At 67.3% G+C, this 19858-nt stretch carries 22 protein-coding genes; 13 read left to right on the top strand and 9 right to left on the bottom strand.

The genetic code is table 11. From position 1 onward, the window contains the following. The first annotated feature begins 108 nt into the window (after nt 1–108). The 3 genes from ACNA0R_RS11075 to ACNA0R_RS11065 all read left to right on the top strand — a co-directional run bounded on the left by ACNA0R_RS11075 (nt 109) and on the right by ACNA0R_RS11065 (nt 2763). Entirely contained in the window at nt 109–1083 is a 975-nt protein-coding gene (locus tag ACNA0R_RS11075; protein ID WP_415826036.1) for a Bug family tripartite tricarboxylate transporter substrate binding protein, read from the top strand. Between the two features lie 54 nt (nt 1084–1137). Next, on the top strand, nt 1138–1908 hold the full coding sequence (locus tag ACNA0R_RS11070) for an MBL fold metallo-hydrolase (RefSeq protein WP_415826035.1): 771 nt from the start codon (nt 1138–1140) through the stop codon (nt 1906–1908). 117 nt (nt 1909–2025) lie between these two features. Next, nucleotides 2026–2763: an ABC transporter substrate-binding protein gene (locus tag ACNA0R_RS11065; protein ID WP_415826034.1), complete on the top strand. Its 738-nt coding sequence runs from the start codon at nt 2026–2028 to the stop codon at nt 2761–2763. Between the two features lie 127 nt (nt 2764–2890). Here ACNA0R_RS11065 and ACNA0R_RS11060 read toward each other — a convergent pair whose 3' ends face one another. Continuing rightward, on the bottom strand, nt 2891–3781 hold the full coding sequence (locus tag ACNA0R_RS11060) for a LysR family transcriptional regulator (RefSeq protein ID WP_415826033.1): 891 nt from the start codon (nt 3779–3781) through the stop codon (nt 2891–2893). Nucleotides 3782–3903: 122 nt separating this feature from the next. Here ACNA0R_RS11060 and ACNA0R_RS11055 point away from each other — a divergent pair, with 122 nt between their 5' ends. Beyond that, complete coding sequence (locus tag ACNA0R_RS11055; RefSeq protein ID WP_415826073.1) at nt 3904–4902, top strand: tripartite tricarboxylate transporter substrate binding protein; 999 nt, start codon at nt 3904–3906, stop codon at nt 4900–4902. A 35-nt stretch (nt 4903–4937) separates the two neighbouring features. Continuing rightward, nucleotides 4938–5948, top strand: a complete 1011-nt coding sequence (locus ACNA0R_RS11050) for a 2-hydroxyacid dehydrogenase (protein WP_415826032.1) — start codon at nt 4938–4940, stop codon at nt 5946–5948. A 154-nt stretch (nt 5949–6102) separates the two neighbouring features. On the opposite strand, the gene ACNA0R_RS11045 is transcribed toward ACNA0R_RS11050, so the two are convergent. The 6 genes from ACNA0R_RS11045 to ACNA0R_RS11020 form a co-directional block, all read right to left on the bottom strand. Then, nucleotides 6103–6777, bottom strand: coding sequence for a hypothetical protein (locus ACNA0R_RS11045; protein ID WP_415826031.1), 675 nt, complete (start codon nt 6775–6777; stop codon nt 6103–6105). 294 nt (nt 6778–7071) lie between these two features. Beyond that, nucleotides 7072–7530: a GNAT family N-acetyltransferase gene (locus tag ACNA0R_RS11040; RefSeq protein ID WP_415826030.1), complete on the bottom strand. Its 459-nt coding sequence runs from the start codon at nt 7528–7530 to the stop codon at nt 7072–7074. Nucleotides 7531–7580: 50 nt separating this feature from the next. Beyond that, nucleotides 7581–8423: an anti-sigma factor family protein gene (locus ACNA0R_RS11035; protein ID WP_415826029.1), complete on the bottom strand. Its 843-nt coding sequence runs from the start codon at nt 8421–8423 to the stop codon at nt 7581–7583. Beyond that, nucleotides 8420–8938 (bottom strand): RNA polymerase sigma factor, encoded by a 519-nt coding sequence (locus tag ACNA0R_RS11030; protein WP_415826028.1) that lies wholly within the window; start codon nt 8936–8938, stop codon nt 8420–8422. The genes ACNA0R_RS11035 and ACNA0R_RS11030 overlap by 4 nt, the downstream gene beginning before the upstream one ends. Before the next feature lie 7 nt (nt 8939–8945). Further along, nucleotides 8946–9323 (bottom strand): COG4315 family predicted lipoprotein, encoded by a 378-nt coding sequence (locus tag ACNA0R_RS11025; RefSeq protein ID WP_415826027.1) that lies wholly within the window; start codon nt 9321–9323, stop codon nt 8946–8948. A 65-nt stretch (nt 9324–9388) separates the two neighbouring features. Beyond that, on the bottom strand, nt 9389–10075 hold the full coding sequence (locus tag ACNA0R_RS11020) for a GntR family transcriptional regulator (protein ID WP_415826026.1): 687 nt from the start codon (nt 10073–10075) through the stop codon (nt 9389–9391). Between the two features lie 142 nt (nt 10076–10217). On the opposite strand from ACNA0R_RS11020, the gene ACNA0R_RS11015 reads away from it, so the two are divergent. The 8 genes from ACNA0R_RS11015 (at nt 10218) to ACNA0R_RS10980 (ending at nt 18218) form a co-directional block, all read left to right on the top strand. Continuing rightward, the gene (locus tag ACNA0R_RS11015) at nt 10218–11429 is read left to right on the top strand and encodes an ABC transporter substrate-binding protein (RefSeq protein ID WP_415826025.1); all 1212 of its coding nucleotides are present in this window, start codon (nt 10218–10220) and stop codon (nt 11427–11429) included. Nucleotides 11430–11438: 9 nt separating this feature from the next. Then, nucleotides 11439–12311: a branched-chain amino acid ABC transporter permease gene (locus tag ACNA0R_RS11010; RefSeq protein ID WP_415826024.1), complete on the top strand. Its 873-nt coding sequence runs from the start codon at nt 11439–11441 to the stop codon at nt 12309–12311. After that, nucleotides 12311–13201, top strand: a complete 891-nt coding sequence (locus tag ACNA0R_RS11005) for a branched-chain amino acid ABC transporter permease (protein ID WP_415826023.1) — start codon at nt 12311–12313, stop codon at nt 13199–13201. The genes ACNA0R_RS11010 and ACNA0R_RS11005 overlap by 1 nt, the downstream gene beginning before the upstream one ends. Continuing rightward, nucleotides 13198–14004 (top strand): ABC transporter ATP-binding protein, encoded by an 807-nt coding sequence (locus ACNA0R_RS11000; RefSeq protein WP_415826022.1) that lies wholly within the window; start codon nt 13198–13200, stop codon nt 14002–14004. Before ACNA0R_RS11005 ends, ACNA0R_RS11000 begins: the two co-directional genes overlap by 4 nt. Then, nucleotides 14001–14714, top strand: a complete 714-nt coding sequence (locus ACNA0R_RS10995; RefSeq protein ID WP_415826021.1) for an ABC transporter ATP-binding protein — start codon at nt 14001–14003, stop codon at nt 14712–14714. Before ACNA0R_RS11000 ends, ACNA0R_RS10995 begins: the two co-directional genes overlap by 4 nt. Nucleotides 14715–14726: 12 nt before the next feature. Continuing rightward, nucleotides 14727–15986, top strand: a complete 1260-nt coding sequence (locus tag ACNA0R_RS10990; RefSeq protein WP_415826020.1) for an NAD(P)/FAD-dependent oxidoreductase — start codon at nt 14727–14729, stop codon at nt 15984–15986. Continuing rightward, nucleotides 15980–17212: a metal-dependent hydrolase family protein gene (locus ACNA0R_RS10985; protein ID WP_415826019.1), complete on the top strand. Its 1233-nt coding sequence runs from the start codon at nt 15980–15982 to the stop codon at nt 17210–17212. The genes ACNA0R_RS10990 and ACNA0R_RS10985 overlap by 7 nt, the downstream gene beginning before the upstream one ends. A 109-nt stretch (nt 17213–17321) precedes the next feature. Further along, entirely contained in the window at nt 17322–18218 is an 897-nt protein-coding gene (locus ACNA0R_RS10980) for a dihydrodipicolinate synthase family protein (RefSeq protein WP_415826018.1), read from the top strand. Between the two features lie 66 nt (nt 18219–18284). Here ACNA0R_RS10980 and ACNA0R_RS10975 read toward each other — a convergent pair whose 3' ends face one another. Further along, nucleotides 18285–18893: a hypothetical protein gene (locus tag ACNA0R_RS10975; protein ID WP_415826017.1), complete on the bottom strand. Its 609-nt coding sequence runs from the start codon at nt 18891–18893 to the stop codon at nt 18285–18287. A 102-nt stretch (nt 18894–18995) separates the two neighbouring features. After that, complete coding sequence (locus ACNA0R_RS10970) at nt 18996–19685, bottom strand: hypothetical protein (protein WP_415826016.1); 690 nt, start codon at nt 19683–19685, stop codon at nt 18996–18998. Between the last annotated feature and the right edge of the window lie 173 nt (nt 19686–19858).

The following is a 19858-nucleotide window of genomic DNA, read 5'->3' as shown; positions in this document are numbered from 1 at the left end:
GCCCTGCATAGAGGGCGCGGCGCGACGCGCGTCCGCCGGCCGTCCGGCCACCGGCGGCCGGGGCCGCGCATCCGCCGACCGCATAAGACCATAAAACAGGAGACAACGATGTGGAAAAACCTGGGCAGGTTGGCCTTGCTCGCCATGGCCTTGCCGTTCATCGCGGCGCGGGCCGATACCTATCCCAGCAAACCGATACGCGTGATCGTGCCCTACGTGGCGGGCGGCGCGGCGGATATCACCGCGCGCGTCATTGCGCAGAAGATGTCGGTCAGCATGGGCGTAGCCCTGGTGGTGGAGAACAAGCCCGGCGCCAATGGCATGATAGGCACGGACTTCGTCGCCAAGGCGCCGCCCGATGGCTATACCCTGCTGCTGGATGCCAGCGGCCCGCTGGTGGTGAATCCATCGCTGTATGCGCGCAAGACCCCCTATGACCCCGTCAAGGACTTCGCGCCGATCTCGCAGATCGCCAGCTATCAATACGTGCTGGTCGTTCCCGGGCAATCGCCGATACGCAGCCTGGACGACCTGATCGCGCGGGCCCGCGCGCATCCGGGCCAGCTCAGCTACGGCTCCGCCGGCGTCGGCGCGGGCGGCCATCTGGCGGGCGAGCTGCTGGCCTTGATGACCCATACGCAGCTCGTGCACGTGCCCTACAAAGGCAACGCGCAGGCACTGACGGACGTCCTGAGCGGGCAGCTGTCCTTTACCTTCGACACGGTCGTGACCGCCGCGCCGCAGATACAGGGCGGGCGTCTGCGGCCCTACGCCGTATCCGGCCCGCACCGCGCCGCGGTGCTGCCCGACGTGCCCACCATGGAAGAGCTGGGCTATAAAGGCTTTTCGATCACGCAATTCCAGGGGCTGCTTGCGCCGGCCGGTACGGATCCCCGCATCATCGCGCGCCTGCACGACGAAGTCGTCAAGGCGTCGCGCGATCCCGACGTGGTGCGCAAGCTGGTCACGGAGGGCGGCAACGACATGGTGGCCGGCACGCCGGAACAGTTCGCCGCGCAGATCCGGTCGGACCTGGATCTTTACAAGCGGCTGATCGAGGATGCGGGCATACCCAAACAATAAGGCCGCACGGGCGAAGCAGAGGGCCACGTGCCGTGGCCGGAATGGAGCGATGACATGTACCAGCTGGATGTCCTGATCAACGGTTATCCCGGGCGCAGCCTGTTTCACGGCTCCCTGGGCTGGAGCACCACCACGCTGTTGCGCGGCGAGGGCCGCAATATCCTGGTCGACGTCGGCGCTTTCGGCGCCCGCCATCTGCTGAAAAAGCAGCTGGCCGAATTGCGCATGGAGGCCGCCGACATCACCGACGTGGTGTTGACGCATGCCCACTACGATCATTCCGTGAATTTCACCTTGTTCCCCAACGCCACGGTGTGGATCGGCGATCGCGAGCTGGAATGGGCGGCGGCGCAGCCGCCGGGCTTCGATCCGCTGCCGGAACTGTACGTGCGCGAGTTGACCGTCTCGCCGCGCGTGCGCCGCATCGCCGATGGTGAGCGGTTTTTGCCGGGCTTCACCGCCATCGTGGCGCCGGGGCACACGCCGGGCCATCTGCTGTTCACCGTGGCGGGCGCGGCGCAGCCCTTGCTGTTCACCGGCGACGCCGCCAAGAATCGCGCGGAGCTGCTCAGCATGACCGTCAACGACACGTATGATATGCAGACCAGCCGCGCGACGCTGGAACTGATCTGGACGACGTGGCGGCGGCAGCCCGATACCCTATTGATACCTGGCCACGATCTTTGCATGCGGCTGGACGATGCGGGCCAGCCGGTCTATGTCGGCGAGCGTCGCGCGGCCATGAACGCGTGGTTCGGCGAGGATCTGCGGCCTGCCGTCATCGATCTATGCTGTGGCGGGGAGACCGCCCGCTACAGTGCATGAAACCAGGCTCCCCTGATCCGACGCCCGGCACCGAGGCGCCCGAGGCCAGGCCGCCCAAAGCGCTTCCGGCGCACCAGAGCTTGATCCGTTTTCCGATTCATTTTCGAGAGATCCGATATGCCGCTCGATCCGCAAGTCCTGCAGAAATTCATTCCCACCGGCCGCCTGCGCGCATCCATCAACGTCGGCAATCCCATACTGGCCCGCCGCGATGACGGCCCCGGCGGCGCGGCGGGCGTGTCCGTCGATCTGGCGCGCGCCTTCGCCCGGCGGCTAGGCGTGGAGTTGGAACTGGTGGTCTTCGATAGCGCCGGCAAATCGGTGGACGCGGTGACGGCGGAACAGGCGGACATCGGCTTCTTCGCCATCGACCCGGTGCGCGGCGCCGGCATCAACTTTACCGACGCCTATGTGCTGATCGAGGGCGCCTATCTGGTGCGCGAGGAGTCGCCGCTGCGCGATCGCGCCGAGGTCGATCGTCCTGGTACGCGGGTGACGGTGGGCAAGGGCAGCGCCTACGATCTGTACCTGACCCGCGAACTCAAACAGGCGGAGATCGTCCGCGCCCCGACCTCGCCGGCCGTGGTGGATTTTTTCATCGCCGAAAAAACCGAAGTCGCGGCCGGTGTCAAGCAGCAGCTGGAGGCCGATATGCAGCGGGTGCCGGGCCTGCGCCTGTTGCCCGGCAGCTTCATGGTGATACGCCAGGCGATGGGCCTGCCCAAAGGCCGCGGCGATGCCGCCGCCAATGAGCTGCGTGCCTTCGTCGAGGAAATGAAGGCCAATGGGTTCGTGGCGGAAGCGCTGAAGCGTCACCATATCGAAGGCGCCGCCGTGGCGCCCCCGGCTGCTTGACGTTTGCCATGGGCGCCGTCGCCGCGCGGCGGGGCCATCGCAATGCCCGCCCACACGGTGCGCCGTTCCAAGGCGATGCCGGCATATCGGCGGGCCGCGCCGGCTCGCGGCGGTGCCGGCCCTGCCGCTATCGCCGCGTGGCGGGAATCTCCGCCACGCGGCGGATGAACGCCTCCAGCGCGGGGTTGTCATGCTTGAGGCGCCAGGCCAGATAAAGTTCGGCATACAGCTTGTTCTGCGCCAGCGGCAGGAAGGACACGCCATCCATGCGCAGCTCGCGCGCCGACTCCGGCACCAATCCCACTCCCAGCCCCGCGCGGACCAGCCCCAGCAGCGTATGCGTCTGCCCCGCGTACTGGACGTAGTCGGGCTCCACGCCGGCCAGGGTGAGCGCGGCGGCAATCCTGTCATAGAAGTACTTGCCTTCACTCGGGGCGTAGGCCACGAAAGGTTGCCGGTGCAGCGCCCGTAGCGGCACCGTCCCATAGCCCGGCAGCGGCGATTTTCGCGGGATGGCCACCACCATGGCTTCACGCTCGATCAGGTGGTGCGCCAGGCCATCCTGCCGCGGCAAATGCCGCGCGAGTATGGCGTCCGCTTCGCCCGCCACCAATAGCCGGCCCAGGTCGGTGGATACGCGTTCGCGCAGATCGATATCCACGTCCGGCAGGACTTTGCGCGCCTTCATGACCCAATTGGGGACCAGGCGGTAGGATGCCACCGCGGTGAACCCCAGGGTGACGTGCCCCGCTTCGCCCCCGGATGCGCGCCGCGCGCTGGATGCGGCGCGAGCGGAATAGGCCAGCAGATGGCGGGCGTCGCGCAGGAAGCCGCGGCCGGCCGACGTCAGCGTGACCACGCGGCTGCTGCGCTCCAGGAGCGTGACGCCCAGGCTCTGCTCCAGCAGCTGGATCTGCCGGCTGAGCGGCGGCTGCGTCATGCAAAGGCGCGCCGCGGCCCGGCCGAAGTGCAGTTCTTCCGCGACGGCGACGAAGCATTCGAGTTGGCGCAATTCCATCAATATAAGCCTTGTATTAATCGTTGCTATTTATAGCTCGATTGCGCTGTGCGTTGGGCATCGTTCCTATACTCCTTGCCTACATGCTGGTTTCGCCGAATGGCGGAGGAGACACAATGAAGATGCGAACTTACGCACGGCTGCGCGCGGCGATTGCCGCGTGCGCCATGACGCTGGCGGCCGGGCTGGGCGCCGCGCTGCCCGGCGCGGCCGCCGCCGCCGATGATTTCCCGTCACGCCCGATCAGCCTGATCGTGCCGTTCTCGCCCGGCGGCGGCACCGATATCTCCGCGCGCCTGCTGGCGGCGGCCCTGGGCCAGCAGATGAAGGCTTCCGTGGTGGTGGACAACCGGCCCGGCGCGGGAGGGCAGATCGCCGCCGACCTGGTGGCCCGCGCCGCGCCGGACGGCTACACGCTGCTGTTCGCCAATTCCGGCATGCTGGCCATCAATCCCTGGCTGTACAAACTGCACAGCGATCCGGCGAAGGCCTTCGTCCCGGTGTCCCTGTTCTCCGATCTGCCTTTCGTGCTGGTGGTTCCGCCGACGCTGCCGGTCAAGTCCGTCGCCGAACTGGTGGCGCTGGCGAAGTCGCAGCCGGGCGCCCATACCTTCGCCAGCTCAGGAACAGGCGGCGCGCCGCACCTGGCGGGCGAAATCTTCCAGCAGGCCACGGGAGTGCAGCTGACGCACGTGCCGTACAAAGGCGGCGGACCGGCCATGACCGACCTGATGGCGGGACGCGTCGATATGCTGTTCGCCTCGGTGCTGGAGACAGTCACCTACGTCAATGCCGGCAAGCTGCGCGCGCTGGCGGTGACGGGACCCGAGCGCTCGTCCGTGATGCCCGACGTGCCCACGCTGGACCAGGCAGGCGTGCCCAATGCCCAGACCGGTTCCTGGACGGCGGTGCTGGCGCCGGCTGGCACGCCGCGGGCGATCGTCGATAAACTGTCGCTCGCGATCCGCCAGGTGGCTGAGTTGCCGGACGTGAAGGAAAAGCTGATCTCCCAGGGCGCGGTGCCGCACGGCTCCACGCCGGCGGAGCTGGCCCGGCTTGCCGACCAGGAGCGCGCCCGTTATGGCGACATCATCAAATTGCGCAACCTGCGCGTCGATTAGGCGATGCGGGGTGTGTCCAACACGCGAAACCAACTATGCAAATTGCCGCTTCCGACGCCGTGAATGAGAATGCCGATTTCCGCCAGAACGACACCGGTCGCGCGCCGGCCGACGTGCTGATCGTCGGGCCCTTGCTTCCCGAGCTCATGCAGCGCATCGAGGCAAAGTACCGCGTGCACCGCTGGTGGGAGATCACCGACACGGCGTCGTTCCTGAAGGCGCATGCCGGGGCCATCCGCGGCATCGCCACCAGCGGGCGCCACGGCGCCACGCGCGCCTTGATCGAGTCCCTGCCGGCGCTGGAAGTCATTGTCAGCTTCGGTGTGGGCGTCGACCCTATCGATATGGAAGCGGCGCGCCAGCACGATGTCGTCGTGACCAATACGCCGGGTGTGCTGGATGAGTGCGTGGCCGACACCGCGCTGGCGCTGATGCTGGCCGTGTCGCGGCGCATCTGCGAGCTGGATCGCTTCGTGCGCGCGGGACGCTGGCGCACTGAAACGCCGCCGATGGGCCGCAAGCTGGGCGGACGGCGCTGCGGCATCCTGGGGCTGGGCAATATCGGCCGCCAGATCGCCCGCCGCGCCGAGGCCTTCGGCATGGACATCGCTTATCACAACCGCTCGCCGCGGCAGGATGTGCCCTCGCACTATATGTATTGCGAGGATATTCATGCGCTGGCGCGGGCCAGCGACGTGCTGGTGCTTGCCGTTCCCGGGGGCTCCGGCACACTGCGCGTCGTCGATGAGTCGGTCATAGACGCCCTGGGGCCGCAGGGCATCCTGGTGAACGTGGCCCGCGGCAGCGTGGTGGACCAGGACGCACTGGTTTGCGCGCTGCGCGAAGGGCGGCTGGGCGGGGCGGGGCTGGATGTTTTCGAGAATGAGCCGGAAGTCCCCGACGCGCTGTGCGCGATGGACCAGGTCGTGCTGGCGCCGCACATCGGCAGCAGCACGGTAGAAACGCGCCAGGCCATGGCCGATCTGGTGATGGCGAATCTGGATGGGTGGTTCGAGAAGCGCCGTCCCTTGACGCCGGTGGCCTAGTCCGGTCGCCTGGGCCGGCCACGCCTGGGCCGGCCGCGCCTGGCCGGCCGCGCCTAGCCGGCCGCGCCTAGCCGGCCGCGCCTAGCCGGCCGCGCCTGGCCGCTCCTGCCCGGCCTGGCGCCACGGGGCAGCGGCGCCCAGGCCCGCTTCATTATCAGCGCCGGAGCGCCCAGGCGCTGTCGTCCGCCGCGTCTTTTTCGAGATCGCTGTCGGGATCCAGCAGCAGATCGAACCTGGCCGCGGCGGCCTTGGGATCCGAGTCCCAGCGTCGCAGCTGGGCGCGGGCTTCCTGCTCGGCGGCTGCCCGGTTCTTGCCGGGATCCCCGGCCATCAACCGGTCCACCGTGGCCGCCAGCGTCCCGTCACGTTCGTAGCGCGCCATGACGCGTTCCATCAAGGGCTCGAACACGCCGCGCGCCTTCCATTCGGATACCACGCGGCCCAGCAGCTCCGCCGCGTCCGAGTCGATGCGGTTGTTCATGTAGATCTGCTGCGCGAGCCGGCCGACCGCCGGATCGGTTTTCGACCATTTCGCCACGACCTTGAAGAATTCGTCGACACCCTGCACCTGGCATGGCCGCGTCCGCGCCGAATTTCCCGAGCCGCCATGCACGGCATCTTTCGCGGGATCGTCGGCGGTGGCCCGACGCGATGCGACGCCTGATCCTTTGCCCGAAAGGCGCGCGCCGTTCGAGCGTGGCAGCCAGCCGCATCCTGTCGGCGTATCCGCGCCATCCGCCCGGGTCGGGCTGGAAGGGCGGTAATCGGCGAACGTATCGCCCATCGCCGTGTCTATCCGGGTCCGGGCGGGTAGGACGGCAGTCTCCATAAGACTGGTCCCAGATGGAAATGTGCCGCCCGTAGTGGAAATGGTCATAGTCGTCGCTCCGTTGGATAAAGGCCCGGCCGGTGGAACAGTGATGTCCGGAAAGCACAGGCAGCTGTGCCTGTCTGTCCGCGTGGGCCTTTATGGACGAGCTGTGTGAGGCCTTAGGGCGCGACGTCTCTTTCGGATTCATCCGGTTTGTATTCCCACCACGGGGTTCGGCGCCCGGCATGGCATCGGCGATGCGCGCGCCGGCGCCGCCCTCGGCGCCATAACGCGGGGATGTGTCGCGTACGCCTAGATGTCCTCGTTGGAGATCACGTACCGGATGAAACCGCTGTGCTCGGTGTACTTGTCGTAGAGCCCGCGCGCCCGGTAATTGTTCTCGCGCGTCTGCCAGTACAGCCGGGACCATTTGCGCGCCTTCATCTGGTCCACCAGCCAGTCGATCAGCAGCTTGCCGGTACCCTTGGCGCGCACGTCCGGATCGACGAACAGGTCTTGCAGATAGCACACCGGCGTCAGGGTCGATGTGTTTTCGTGCAGCAGATAGTTGGCGATGCCGATGACCTTTCCCGCCGGGTCTTCCGCGACGATGGCATGAACGGGGGCGGCGGGATCCAGTATGCGCGCCCATGTATGGCGGGTCACCGCCTCGTCCGGCTCGCGCTCGTAGAAGCGCGTGTATGCGTCCCAGAGGACGCGCCACCTCGCTTCATCACGCGGTTCTATGGGTCGGATGACGATGAGTGACATGAACGGTTTCCGTTAGGACGTTGCGATGGCGCGGCGGCCATCGCGGCCGTCTAGCGCGGAAACAGCTGATCGTACACGTCGCTGGCCAGCGCCTGCAATTGATTGGGCGGCAGATCGCCGTTCAATGCATAGCCGTAGCCGTTCTCCACCCAGTAGAAGGCGGTGCCGCCGGCGGATTGGACCGAACGGAATGCGGTTTCCCGGGGCGCCACGCCGGCGGGGAAAACCGCGACGTAGAGCGTGACGCGGCGTCCGCGCTCATCCTCGTACATGAACTGGGCGCGCGCCGCGGCGGCCTTCGCCGTGTCCTGCGCGACACCTTCGCCGGATAGCAGGCGGCCCCCCAGCAAGCGGAAGCCGCGGTCCTGCAGCGTCGGCGCGGCCAGCGGACGGCCCAGGCGGCGGCTCAGCCATTGCACCAGATGCGCTTCTTCCTGTGCCCCGACTTCGACGGGATGCCGCACTTCCGGAGAAAACACGGCATACGCCGCGGCGGCGTCGCGCACGAATTGCGGCGTGGTCGACGCGGCGGCCATGGAAGCGGCCCCGCCCGCTCGGCCGGCGACGTCCGTACCGGCCTGCCACGCACGCATGCCGGCCGCGCCCACCACCACCAGCAGCACGGCGGCGCATGCCTGGATCCACGGATTCCAGCGCCGGCGGCCGTGGCGCAGCACGGTGTCGGCCAGCGCGGCCGGCGCCGGGCCGATATCGGTGGCATGGTGCAGGCGGCGCAGCGCGAAGCGCTGCGCATGCCAGTGCGCGACACGCACCGCCGCATCGGGATGGCGTCGAAGATGCTGCAACACCGCGGCGACCCGCGACGCGTCCAGCTGGCCGTCGACGAAGGCGTGCAGATCGTCATCGGAGACAGGGACGTCGGTTTCCATCATCGCTTCACAAGGTGCAGGGGAGCGGCCGCCTCTTCGGGTCCGGCCATGGCGGCGCGCACGGCTTCGCGCGCGCGGTGCAGCCGCGACATGACCGTGCCCACGGGGACTTGCAGGATGTCGGCGGCCTCGGCATAGGTGTATTCCTCCACGGTCACCAGCAGCAGGACGGTGCGCAGCGTGGGGGTCAGGCGCGCCAGCGCGCGCTCCAGATCGAGCATATCGGGCGCGCGCGCCATGGGCTCATGCGCCAGATCGGTGTCTTCGTTCCAGGTCTCGTGATTGTCGTCATGGCGCCAGTCACGCACCCGGTTCAGGTAAATGTTGTGCATCAGGGTCATCAGCCAGGCGCGCAGGGCGGTGCCCGGCTTCCATAGCGACCATTTGACGCAGGCGCGTTCCAGCGTGTCCTGCACCAGGTCGTCCGCGCTGGCCGCGTCGCCCGCCAGCAGGCGGGCATAGCGGCGCAGCGACGGAATGTGGGCGAGGATCTGTTCCACGCCCGAACCTGATGCCATTGCCGGATCAGGGCTTGGCCGCGTGCCAGACGCCGCCGACGCCGTCACCGGTCTTGTCGCCGGCGGCCTTGTCCTTGGTCCAGTAGTACACGGGCTGGCCCTTGTAGGCCCACTGCTTGGAGCCGTCGTCGCGGGTGATGACGGTCCACTGGCCTTCGGCCTTGGCGCCGGCGGGCGCCGCCAGCGGCGGCCAGTTGGTGGCGCACTTGTCGTTGCAGACGCTCTTGCCGGAATTGGCGGTGTCCTTGTCGAACGTGTACAGCGTCATGCCTTTTTCGCCGACCAGCACGCCATTGCTGGCCTTGGCGGGAGGGGCGGCGACGGCGCCGGTGGCCATCAACAGGGCGGCGGCGCCCAGGGCGGAAAGCGTGAAGTTGCGAACCATAAGACCTCCGTGTGGTGGGTTTGCAATGGAGTGAACACCGCGGAGGACCGATTTATTCCATCGGATTATTCCGCCGGCTGCTGCGTCAGTTCCGCCACCACTTCCACGACCTGCTCCAAGGCTACCTTGATATGCGCCCGCAGGGCCTGCATGGCGGCCTGGGCGTCACCCTTTTCGGCGTATTCGATCAGTTCGAGATGCTCCGCATGGGCCTGCTGGCGCAGCGGCACGTTGACCACCTGGAAGCGCAGATAGCGGTCGCCCCGGTCGTGCAGCTGGCGCAGCACGTTCATCGCCAGGTCGCGGCGGGCAGGCAGGTACAGGGTTTCGTGCAGGCGCCAATTGACCCGGCCCCACTCGGCCGCGTCGGCTTGCCGGGTGGCATCCAGGGCCGCGCGGGCGGCATCCCAGCGCCCGCCGCCGCCGGCGCGGATCGCTTCACCGAACAGCCAGGGTTCGATCTGCAGGCGCAGCTCGAAGGTCTCGATCACGTCGGCCGCGGAGATGCCGCAGACATAGGCGCCGCGATGGGCATGCACCGCCACCAGCCCTTCGGCTTCCAGGCGGCGGATTGCCTCGCGCACCGGAATGCGGCTGACGCCCAGTTCATCCGCCAGCGCTTCCTGGCGCAGCGGCGCGCCCGGCCGCAGATGGCCCGACAGGATCTGTTGCCGCAAGGCGTCCAGTACCAGGTCGACCGTGGTACGCCGCACAAGCTTGTTGTCCCCGATGGAGGAAGGCGGATGGTTCATGGGTTCTCACGTAAACCCTAGGACTGATCGTATTGACCCCTGGGCAGAGCGCAGTTTAGCATGGGGTCCGTATCCAGGATATTGGATCCAATTTGCCCAGGCGTGCAGCTCGCGCCATTCATGCCTTTCGAGAGAGTCTTCCATGAATCGCCGTCATTTCGTCGCCGCAACCCTGGCCGCCGCCCTGGCCAGCAGCCTGGGCCTGCCGGCCCACGCGCAGTCTTCCGATTTCGTGGTCGGCGCGCTCAGCCCCTTGACCGGCTCCGGCGCGCCCTACGGGCCGGGCATGGTCAAGGCCATCCAATTGGCCGCCAAGGAAATCAACGCCGCGGGCGGCGCGCAAGGCGCGCAATTCCGTGTCGTAGCGGAAGACACCCAGACCGCGCCGCAGGCAGCCGTCACCGGCGCCAAGAAGATGATCGAGGTCGATAAGGTACGCGCCATCCTCGGCTGCTGGAGCTCGGGCGAATCACTGGCGGTGATCCCGCTGACCAACGAGGCCGGCATCCCGCTGATGCATGCCTCGGGGGCGCCGGCGCTGAGCGCGGATGCCAATCCCAAGCGCCTGGGTTTCCGCTTCCAGGCCACCAACGGCCGCTTCGGCCAGGCCTTCGCCAAGATCGCCGAACGGCAGGGCTATAAGCAGCCGGCCACCATGGCGTTCAACAACGCATCCGGCATCGGCAACACCGAAGGCTTTACGCAGGCGTGGAAGGCCGCGGGCGGCAAGGTGGTGGCCAGCGTGGTGTACGAACCGAACCGGCCATCCTATCGATCGGAACTCCAATCCGTGCTGCGCGCCAAGCCCGACGTGATCGTGACGGGCTCGTATCTGGCCGACACCACCATCCTGCTGCGCGAGTGGTACCAGACCGGCATCGATACGCACTGGATCATTCCGGGCTGGGCGGCCAACGCGGACCTGATCAAGGCCCTGGGGCCGAAGGTTACCGAAGGCGTGATTTCCGTGGAGTCCGTCAGCAACGAAAACGCGCCCAACTATGTCCACGTGCGCGACGCCCTGGGCAAGGAGGGCGTGGACGTGGCGGGCAATGTCTATGCGCCGATGGCCTACGACCAGGCCATCATTCTGGCGCTGGCGGTGCAGGCCCTCGGTCCGAAGGCCAGCGGGGCCGAGCTGGCCAAGAAGGTGCATGAAATGGGCACGCCGGGCGGCGAGGTCGTCTACAGCTTCGCGGACGGCAAGAAGCTGCTGGAAGCGGGCAAGCGCATTACCTACGTCGGCGCTTCCAGCGCCTTGAACTTCGACCAGTACAACGACGTCACGCCGGATTTCGCCGCGTCCTTCGTCGAAAACGGCAAGCTCGTGCGCAAGTACGTGGTCAAGCTCTAAGGCTGCCGCGTGTCATACGCCGACTACATCAATCTGGTCATCAATGGGCTGGTGGAAGGGCTGATCATCGCCTTGCCGGCCCTGGCCCTGACGCTGGTCTACGGCTTGGCGCGTTTTCCCAACGCGGCGACGGGCGACATCGTCGCGGTGGGCGGCTACGCGGGGCTGGCCGCGCATCACCTGAGCGGCTCCCTGATCGTCGCCGGGCTGGCGGGCGCTGTTGGCGGCGCCGTGGCTTCGGTGCTGGCCTTTCTGCTCGCGTTCAGGCCGGTGATCCGCCGATCCGTCATCACCTTGCTGCTGACGTCCATCGGCGTGGGCTTCGTGATCCGCGCGGCGCTGGGCGTGGTGTTCGGGCATGATCCGCGCGCCTTCGATATGCCGCTGGACCGCGCGTGGCGCTTCGGCGATGTCTCGATCGCGCCGGCCGACGTCAATCTTGCGGGCCTGACCCTGGTGACGCTCGCGCTGGTCTTCTTCATGCTCTATGCGACGCCGCTGGGACGGTCGCTGCGCGCCATCGCCGACGATCCCGACCTCGCGCGGGTCAGCGGCATCCGGCGCGAACGCTGCATGCTCGCCATGTGGACTATCGCCGGGCTGGTGTGCGGGATCGCCGGCACCGTCACGGGGATGCGCACGGTGGTTTATCCCGAGGCTGGCTGGAATCTGCTGCTGCCGGCCTTCGCGGCCGCGGTGGTGGGCGGCCTGGGCAACCCGGTGGGGGCGGTCATGGGCGCGCTGTTGCTGGGTGTGCTGCAGGAGCTCTCCACCCCCTTCGTCGGCTTTGTCTACAAGATCGCCCTGGGTTATGTGTTCATGATGATCGTGCTGCTGCTGCGTCCTCAAGGGCTGTTCAACCGGCCGATGGGAGTGCGCTGATGCTGACCTATCTGCTTTCCATCCTGGTGATCATGGGCATCTATATGCTCCTGGCGCTGGCGCTGGACCTTCAATATGGCTTTACCGGCCTGATCAACTTCGGCCTGGCCGGCTTCTTCGGCGTCGGCGCCTACGCCTCGGCGCTGCTGACCATGAAGGCCGGTTGGACGCCGCTGCTCTCCTTTCCCGCCGCCATGCTGGTCGCGGCGCTGCTGGCCTGGCCGCTGGGGCGCGTGGCCTTGCGGCTGCGCGACGACTACCTGGCCATCGTGACCCTGGGCTTTTCCGAGATCGTGCGGCTGGTGCTGGTGCAGGAACAGTGGCTGACCAATGGCGTGCAAGGCATCCCCGGCGTGCCGCGGCTGGGCGCCGGCTGGGGCAGCGCGCGCTTCAGCGACAGCCTGCTGCTGGCGCTGCTGGCCTTGTCCATCGTCGTGGCGGTGGCGCTGCTGCGCCGGATCACGCACAGTCCTTACGGCCGCACCATACAGGCGGTGCGCGACGACGAAACCGCCGTGCGCGTACTGGGCAAGGAGCCGGCCCGCTTCAAGACCCAGGTACTGATGCTGGGCGCCGCGTTGTCGGGGCTGGCGGGGGCGTATTTCGCGCACTACATGACGTATATCGTGCCGGACCAGTTCGTGCCGCTGATCACCTTCTATGTGTGGATGGCCATCATCATGGGCGGCGTCGCGCGTCTTTCGGGCAGCGTGGCGGGCGCCGTGCTGCTGGTGCTGTTCCTGGAAGGCGTGCGCTTTACTCGCGGGATTATCCCCGGCGTGTCGGATGCCGATATGGGCAGCGTGCAGCTGGGTGTGGTGGGATTGATCCTGATTCTGTTCATGCGCTGGCGGCCGCAAGGCCTGTTCGGCGCCCGGGGGGCGCGATGACCGGCTTGCCTGTAAATGAGGCGACGCTCGCGACCGCGGGCATCTCCCTGTCGTACGGGGATTTCCAGGTGCTGGACGGCGTCACGCTATCCATGAGCCTGGACGGCCTGCACGGCATGATCGGCCCCAACGGCGCCGGCAAGAGCACTTTCTTCGCGGTATTGAGCGGCTTCCTGCCGCCGTCCGCGGGCACGGTCAGCTTCGGCGGCGCGGTACTGGGCGGCGCGGGGCCGGCCGCCCGCGCGCGCCTGGGGCTGGGCCGGACCTTCCAGATCCCGCGCGAGTTCACGCACCTGACGGTGCGGCAGAACCTGATGGTCGGTCCACGCGATCAACCCGGCGAATCGCTGTTGCCGCTGTTCTTCGCGCCGGGCCGCGTGCGCCGCGCCGAGGCGGAAATCGCCGACCGGGCGCAACACATCCTGGACTTCCTGAAACTGAACGCCGTGGCGGACAAGCCGGCCGGCGGCCTTTCCGGCGGCCAGAAGAAACTGCTGGAGCTGGGCCGCGCGTTGATGTCCGAGCCCCGCTTCATCCTGCTCGACGAGCCCTATGCGGGCGTCAATCCGGTTCTGATAGAAGAGATCTCGCAGCGTATCCGCGAGATCAATGCCGAACGCGGCATAGGCTTTCTGATCATCGAGCACAACCTGATGGCCTTGAACCGCCTGGTGTCGGACCTGTACGTGCTCGATGGCGGGCGGCTGCTGGCGCACGGCGACCCCGGACAGGTGCTGGCGGATCCGCGCGTGCGCGCGGCGTATATGGGGGCGCTGGCGCCCGCCGATGCGGGGGCGCCATGACGGGCACCGTGCTGCGGCTGGCCGACCTGCGTGGCGGCTACGGCGACGCCGACATCCTGAAGGGCATATCCCTGCACGTGCTGCCCGGCGAAATCGTCACCATCGCCGGCACCAACGGCGCCGGCAAGTCCACCATCATCAAGGCCGTGATGGGGCTGCTGCCACGGACCACGGGACAGGTCGTCCTGCGCGACCGCGACATCACCGCGCTGGGCGTGGAGTCGCGGCTGGATTGCGGCATAGGCTATGTGCCGCAGGTCGCCAATGTATTCGGCTCCCTTACCGTCCACGAAAACCTGCTGGTGGTGCAGGGCGTCAAGCGTCCGCGGGCGCGGGCGGACGCCATGTACCAGCTGTTTCCCGCGCTGGTGCGCCATCGCCGCCGCGCCGCCGGCACGCTGTCCGGTGGCGAGCGGCAGCAACTGGCCTTCGCCCGCGCCTTGATGCGCGAACCGGATATGCTGCTGCTCGACGAGCCGACGGCGGCACTTTCACCGGCGCGCGTGGATGAGATCTTTGCCTACGTGCGGGCGCTGCCCGCGGCCGGCACCACGGTGCTGATGGTGGAACAGCGCGCCCGCCAGTCGCTCGCGGTCAGCCAGCGCGGCTACATCATCGATCAGGGCATGGTCGCCATGGAAGGCGCGGCCCGGGATCTCTTGAACGACCCGCGCGCGGCCGACCTTTTTCTGGGCAAACATGATGCGTAATACGGAAGGAGCATGAACGAACTTGTCGTCGTCGGCGCGGGTGTGATCGGCCTGGCCTGCGCGCGGCGCGCGCAGCAAGCGGGCTGGCGCGTCACGCTGCTGGACCGGGATTTCGAAGGAGACCGCGCCTCCCATGGCAACGCGGGCGGCATCGCCGTCAGCGAATCGACGCCGATCGCCGTATCGGGTTTCAGCCTGAAGGCCGCCCGCTGGCTGCTGGATCCGCTGGGGCCGCTGGCGATCCGCCTGCGGCATGCGCCGCGGCTGCTGCCGTGGCTGCGGGTATTCAACCAGGTCGGACGCCCTGAGCATTTCCGCCGCATTTCGCGGGCGCTGGCCGCGCTGAACGACCGCGTGCTGGCTGATCTGGCGCCCATGCTCGATGACCTCGGCCTGTCGGGCCAGCTGCATCGCCGCGGCGCCCTGACGGTGTATGAAACCGATGCCGCCCGTGCGGCCGACGCCGGCGAATGGGCCTGGAAGCGCGAGCTGGGCGTGCGCTGGCATCCCGTATCCGTGGACGAACTGCGCCAGCTGGAGCCGGCGCTGGCGCCGGTGTTCCGCCACGCGATCATGCTGGAGGACTGGGCGCATGTGGACGACCCGTTGAATATCGTGCGGGCGCTGCGCGAGCGCATCCGCCAGGACGGCGGCCAGCTGGTCACCGCCGACGTCGCCGCGCTGGCCCTGGACGAACCGGGCAGGCCGGCCGCGCTGGCCCGCGACGGCCATCGCCATGCGGCAGACCGCGTCGTTGTCGCGGCCGGCGCATGGTCGGGCGCCTTGGCGCGATCCATCGGCGACCGCGTGCTTCTGGAAAGCGAACGCGGCTACAACACGACGCTGCCGGCCGCGGCGGGCATGCTCGATCGCGAGGTCATCTTCGCGGAGCGCAAATTCGTCGCGACACCGCTGGCCGTCGGCCTGCGCATCGGCGGCGCGGCGGAATTCGCCGGCCTGGACGCGGCGCCGAACTACCGCCGCAGCGATGCGCTGCTGGCGCTGGCGCGGCGCTACCTGCCCGGCATGAACGAAAGCGGCGCGCAGCGCTGGATGGGTCATCGCCCCGCCACGCCCGATTCGCTGCCTGTTATCGGCCCGTCGCCCGCGTCGCCGCACGTGCTGTATGCCTTCGGCCACGGCCATCTCGGCTTGACGCAGGCGGCCACCACCGGGGCCATCGTCGGCGATCTGCTGGCGCAAGCCGATCCTCGCATCGATCTGCGACCCTATTCGATTTCCCGCTTCGACAAGGCGAACCCGCTATGCTGATTCTGAAGAACGCGCGCGTCCTCGACGCGCATCACAAGGACGATGACGGCTCCTACGACGTCGTCGTGGAAGGCGACCGCATCCGCGAAGTGTCGCCCCGCCCGGTGCAGGCGGGCGGCAACGACCAGGTCATCGACGTCGCCGGACGCACGCTGATGCCAGGCATGATCGATTGCCATGTGCACGTGGTCGCCTCCATGGCGAACCTGGGCACCAATGCCCGCATGCCGGCGGCCTTCGCGACGCTGCGCGCCGTGCCCATCCTGGCGGCCATGCTGCGCCGCGGCTTCACCACCGTGCGCGACGCCGGCGGCGCGGATTACGCGCTGCGCCGCGCCGTGGAGGACGGCCTGATCGACGGCCCGCGCCTGTTCATCGCCGGCAAGGCGTTGTCGCAGACCGGCGGCCACGGCGATTTTCGCGAGCGCATAGACCTGAGCGATCCGGACCCGTGCCCCTGCCACCGCAATCTGGGCGCCATTGCCCGCGTGGTCGACGGCGTGGATGCCGTGCGCAAGGCCGTGCGCGAAGAAATGCGCGCGGGCGCCACGCATATCAAGATCATGGCGTCCGGCGGCGTGGCGTCGCCGACCGACCCTATCGGCAACCTGCAGTATTCGCGCGACGAAGTCGCCGCCATCGTGGAGGAAGCCGCCTCGCACCAGACCTATGTGATGGCGCACGCCTACACCGGCAAGGCCATCGCGCGCGCGGTCAGGCTGGGCGTGCGCACCATTGAACATGGCAATCTGGTCGATGACGAGGCGGCGGCGGCGATGGCCGAGCATGGTGCGTTCGCCGTGCCTACCCTGGTCACCTATGACGCCTTGCACAAAGTGGGCGCGCAGTACGGCGTCCCGCCCGAGGCCGTGGCCAAGATCGACGACGTGCGCCTGCAGGGCCTGCAATCGCTGGAAATCTTCAAGCGCCGCGGCGTACGCATGGGCCTGGGTTCGGACCTGCTGGGCGAGATGCATACCTTCCAGAGCGACGAACTGCGCATCCGTTCGCAGGTGCTGAGCAATTTCGAAGTGATTTGCCAGGCGACCGAGATCGGCGCAGAGATCGTCGGGCAGAAGGGCAAGCTGGGAGTCGTCGCGCCCGAGGCCTACGCCGACCTGCTGATCGTCGATGGTGATCCCGTCGCCGATATTTCCGTGCTGGGCGGGCAGGGCGAGCATCTGGCCATGGTCATGAAGGCCGGCAAGCCGGTGCACCTGCGTTGAACGTTTTCATGCCGCGGCAGGCGTCCCGGCGATTTCCCGCCGCGGGCGCCGTGCAAGCTGGATACAGCGCGCCGCGGACTTCTTCCATTTCTTCTACCGGATGGCAATCATGAAAGTAAATTGGGCTGGTGTCTTTCCCGCCGTGACCACCAAGATGAAGGCGGATCAATCCCTGGACCACGACGCCATCGCCGCGGGCCTGGAACGGCTGCTCGCCAACGGGGTGGGCGGCGTGGTGATGATGGGTATGGTGGGCGAGAATGCCTCGCTGGCGCCGGAGGAAAAGCTGACGGTGCTGCGTATCGCCAAGGAAACGATCAAGGGCCGCGTGCCCATCGTATCGGGCCTGGCCGAAACCACCACGGCCGCCGCTGGCCGCTATGCCCGGGAGGCCGAGCGTATCGGCGTCGATGGCCTGATGGTATTTCCGGCGCTGACCTATAAGTCGGATGCCGCCGAAACCATGGCCTTCTACCGCGGCGTCGCCCGCGCCAGCGGGCTGCCGATCATGATCTACAACAATCCGCGCGGCTATGGCGTGGATATGACGCCGCAGCTGCTGGAACAGCTCGCCGATGAGCCTACGTTGGCCTGCATCAAGGAAGAGACCTACGACACCACGCGCGTGACGGACATCTACGCCCGCCTGGGCGACCGTTATACGGTTTTCTGCGGCGTCGATGACCTGGTGGTGGAAAGCGTCGCCCTGGGCGTGAAAGGCTGGGTGTCGGGCATGGCCAACGCGCTGCCCAAGGAATCCGTGCAGCTGCTGGATCTTGCCGTGAAAGGCGACTATGAAAACGCCCGTGCGCTGTATCGCAAGCTGATCAAGCTGTTCCACCTGGATACGCACGTCAAGCTGGTGCAGTACATCAAGCTGGCGGAAAGCGTGACGGCGGGTTATGCGGAAACCGTGCGCGAACCGCGCCTGCCGTTGACCGGCGCGGAACGCGAAGCGACGCTGGCGATCATTCACGAAACGCTGGCGGCGCTGAAGACGGCTTAGGGATACGCCTGGCGTGGCTTTGAAAAATAAACGGGCGCGCGGGGCGCCCGGTTGAAACGCGTATGGTCACGCCAGGGCGAAAGGCGGCATCGGCGGCGTGTTCGATTCGGCGGCAGCCTTGTCCATGATGTCCGCGAAAGCCTCCATGTAATCCTGGATCGGCTTGCCGCTGGTGGCCGCCTCGACGAAGAGCGAAGGCTGGCTCAGCATGAAGCAATATTCCTGCAGCTCTTTCATCTTCCGTCCCTGCAGGGCCACGCCGTCATCCCGGCCCGACTCGCGGTCGGCCAGCGCGACCTTGCGTTCGAAGGCGGTCTTGAAGGGCCGGCCGTAAAAATGCAGACGTTCGTCCATGGGCAGTTCCGCGTTGCGGATCTTGTCTCCGAAACTGTTCACGCGCGCCTTGTTGGCGTCGCTGAAATCCGGACGATACGCGGCCAATAGCGAAACCGCCTTTTCCGTCAGGGTGACGAGTTGATCGCGTATGTCGAGTTCGGCCTGTGAGCCCGGCAAGGCGGGAAAGTCGGGGTCTTCGTACGCCGGGGCCGTCGCGCTCAGGTGGCTGTAATAACCACGCACCAGCACGTCGACGTCCATCGCATCGCGAAGATCCGCAGGAATCATGTGCATGGTGTTGAGGTCGACGTTCGAAGGGGTGTTGGCACCTATTTGCATGATGAAACTCCAGGCCTGGCGGCCGTTAAGAAAATGGGGCGATGCGCTTGCGGCGCAACGCGACCCGGGGGGATGAAATAGCCGATCGGCGTTCGGTGTGGCCTACACGCGCCGGTTCACGATATGCGGTCCGTCCGGCCGCCGGCCGTTCGCCGTGATGGCCGCGGGAGGGCTGTTCGAATCCCGCGCGGCCCCGGCCTGGCGCTCGCGCAGCGCGCGCGCGTCCAAAGGGCCGTCGATCCGCAGGCCGACGGTGCTGGAGAAGTCCTGCAGCATGTTGGCGGCCGCGGCATACAGCACGAAAGCCGACGGGTCGCCCAGCAGATAACAGATGGCATGCAGCTCCTGCATTGCCTTCGCGGTATCCCCGGGTGGCGCCAGGTCGGCGCGCGCGACTTTCTCTTCGAAGGTTTCCTTGAATATCCTGCTGAAGAAGTAATCGCGTTCGTAGTCTTCCAGCGAGTCGCAGGCGAGCTTGTGCATCAGTCCGTGGCGCAGCCGGCTCGCGCTACCGCTATCGTTGTCCAGATCGAAAAGCAAGGATGACGCTTTGGCGGTCAGTGCGATGAGTTGGTCGCGGATCGCGCAGTAGTCGGCGCTGCCGCTGACCACCGGCGAGTGCAGTTCCGCGTACTGCGGCATGGTGCTGATCAGGTGGCTGTAGTAGCCCACGATCGCGTCGTCGCGCGCCAAGGCGTCGTTGATTGAGCGGACCACTTCGACCTGGCCGCTGTCGGCGGCCTGCTGGATACCGGTGGTGTCGACGGCGGGTGTATATGAGGGGAGCTGCATTGCCTTGCCTTCCATGCGAGCGACTACGTTTCCGCGCTGGGGCGCGGGGCGAGGGGGGTAGGTAGGCGCGAGGGAAGGCGGGTTCCGCCTGGTGCGAACTTGTCGGACCAATCGACGGGGCGCGGCGTTACGGCGCCGATGTGGCAGCGTTATGGCGCCGCTATGGGGAGTTA

This window comes from Bordetella sputigena, from assembly GCF_965137885.1.
Classification (GTDB): Bacteria; Pseudomonadota; Gammaproteobacteria; order Burkholderiales; family Burkholderiaceae_B; genus Bordetella_C; species Bordetella_C sputigena.
The sequence above is the reverse complement of the archived record's forward strand: the minus strand, read 5'-3'. Positions and strand labels throughout refer to the sequence as shown.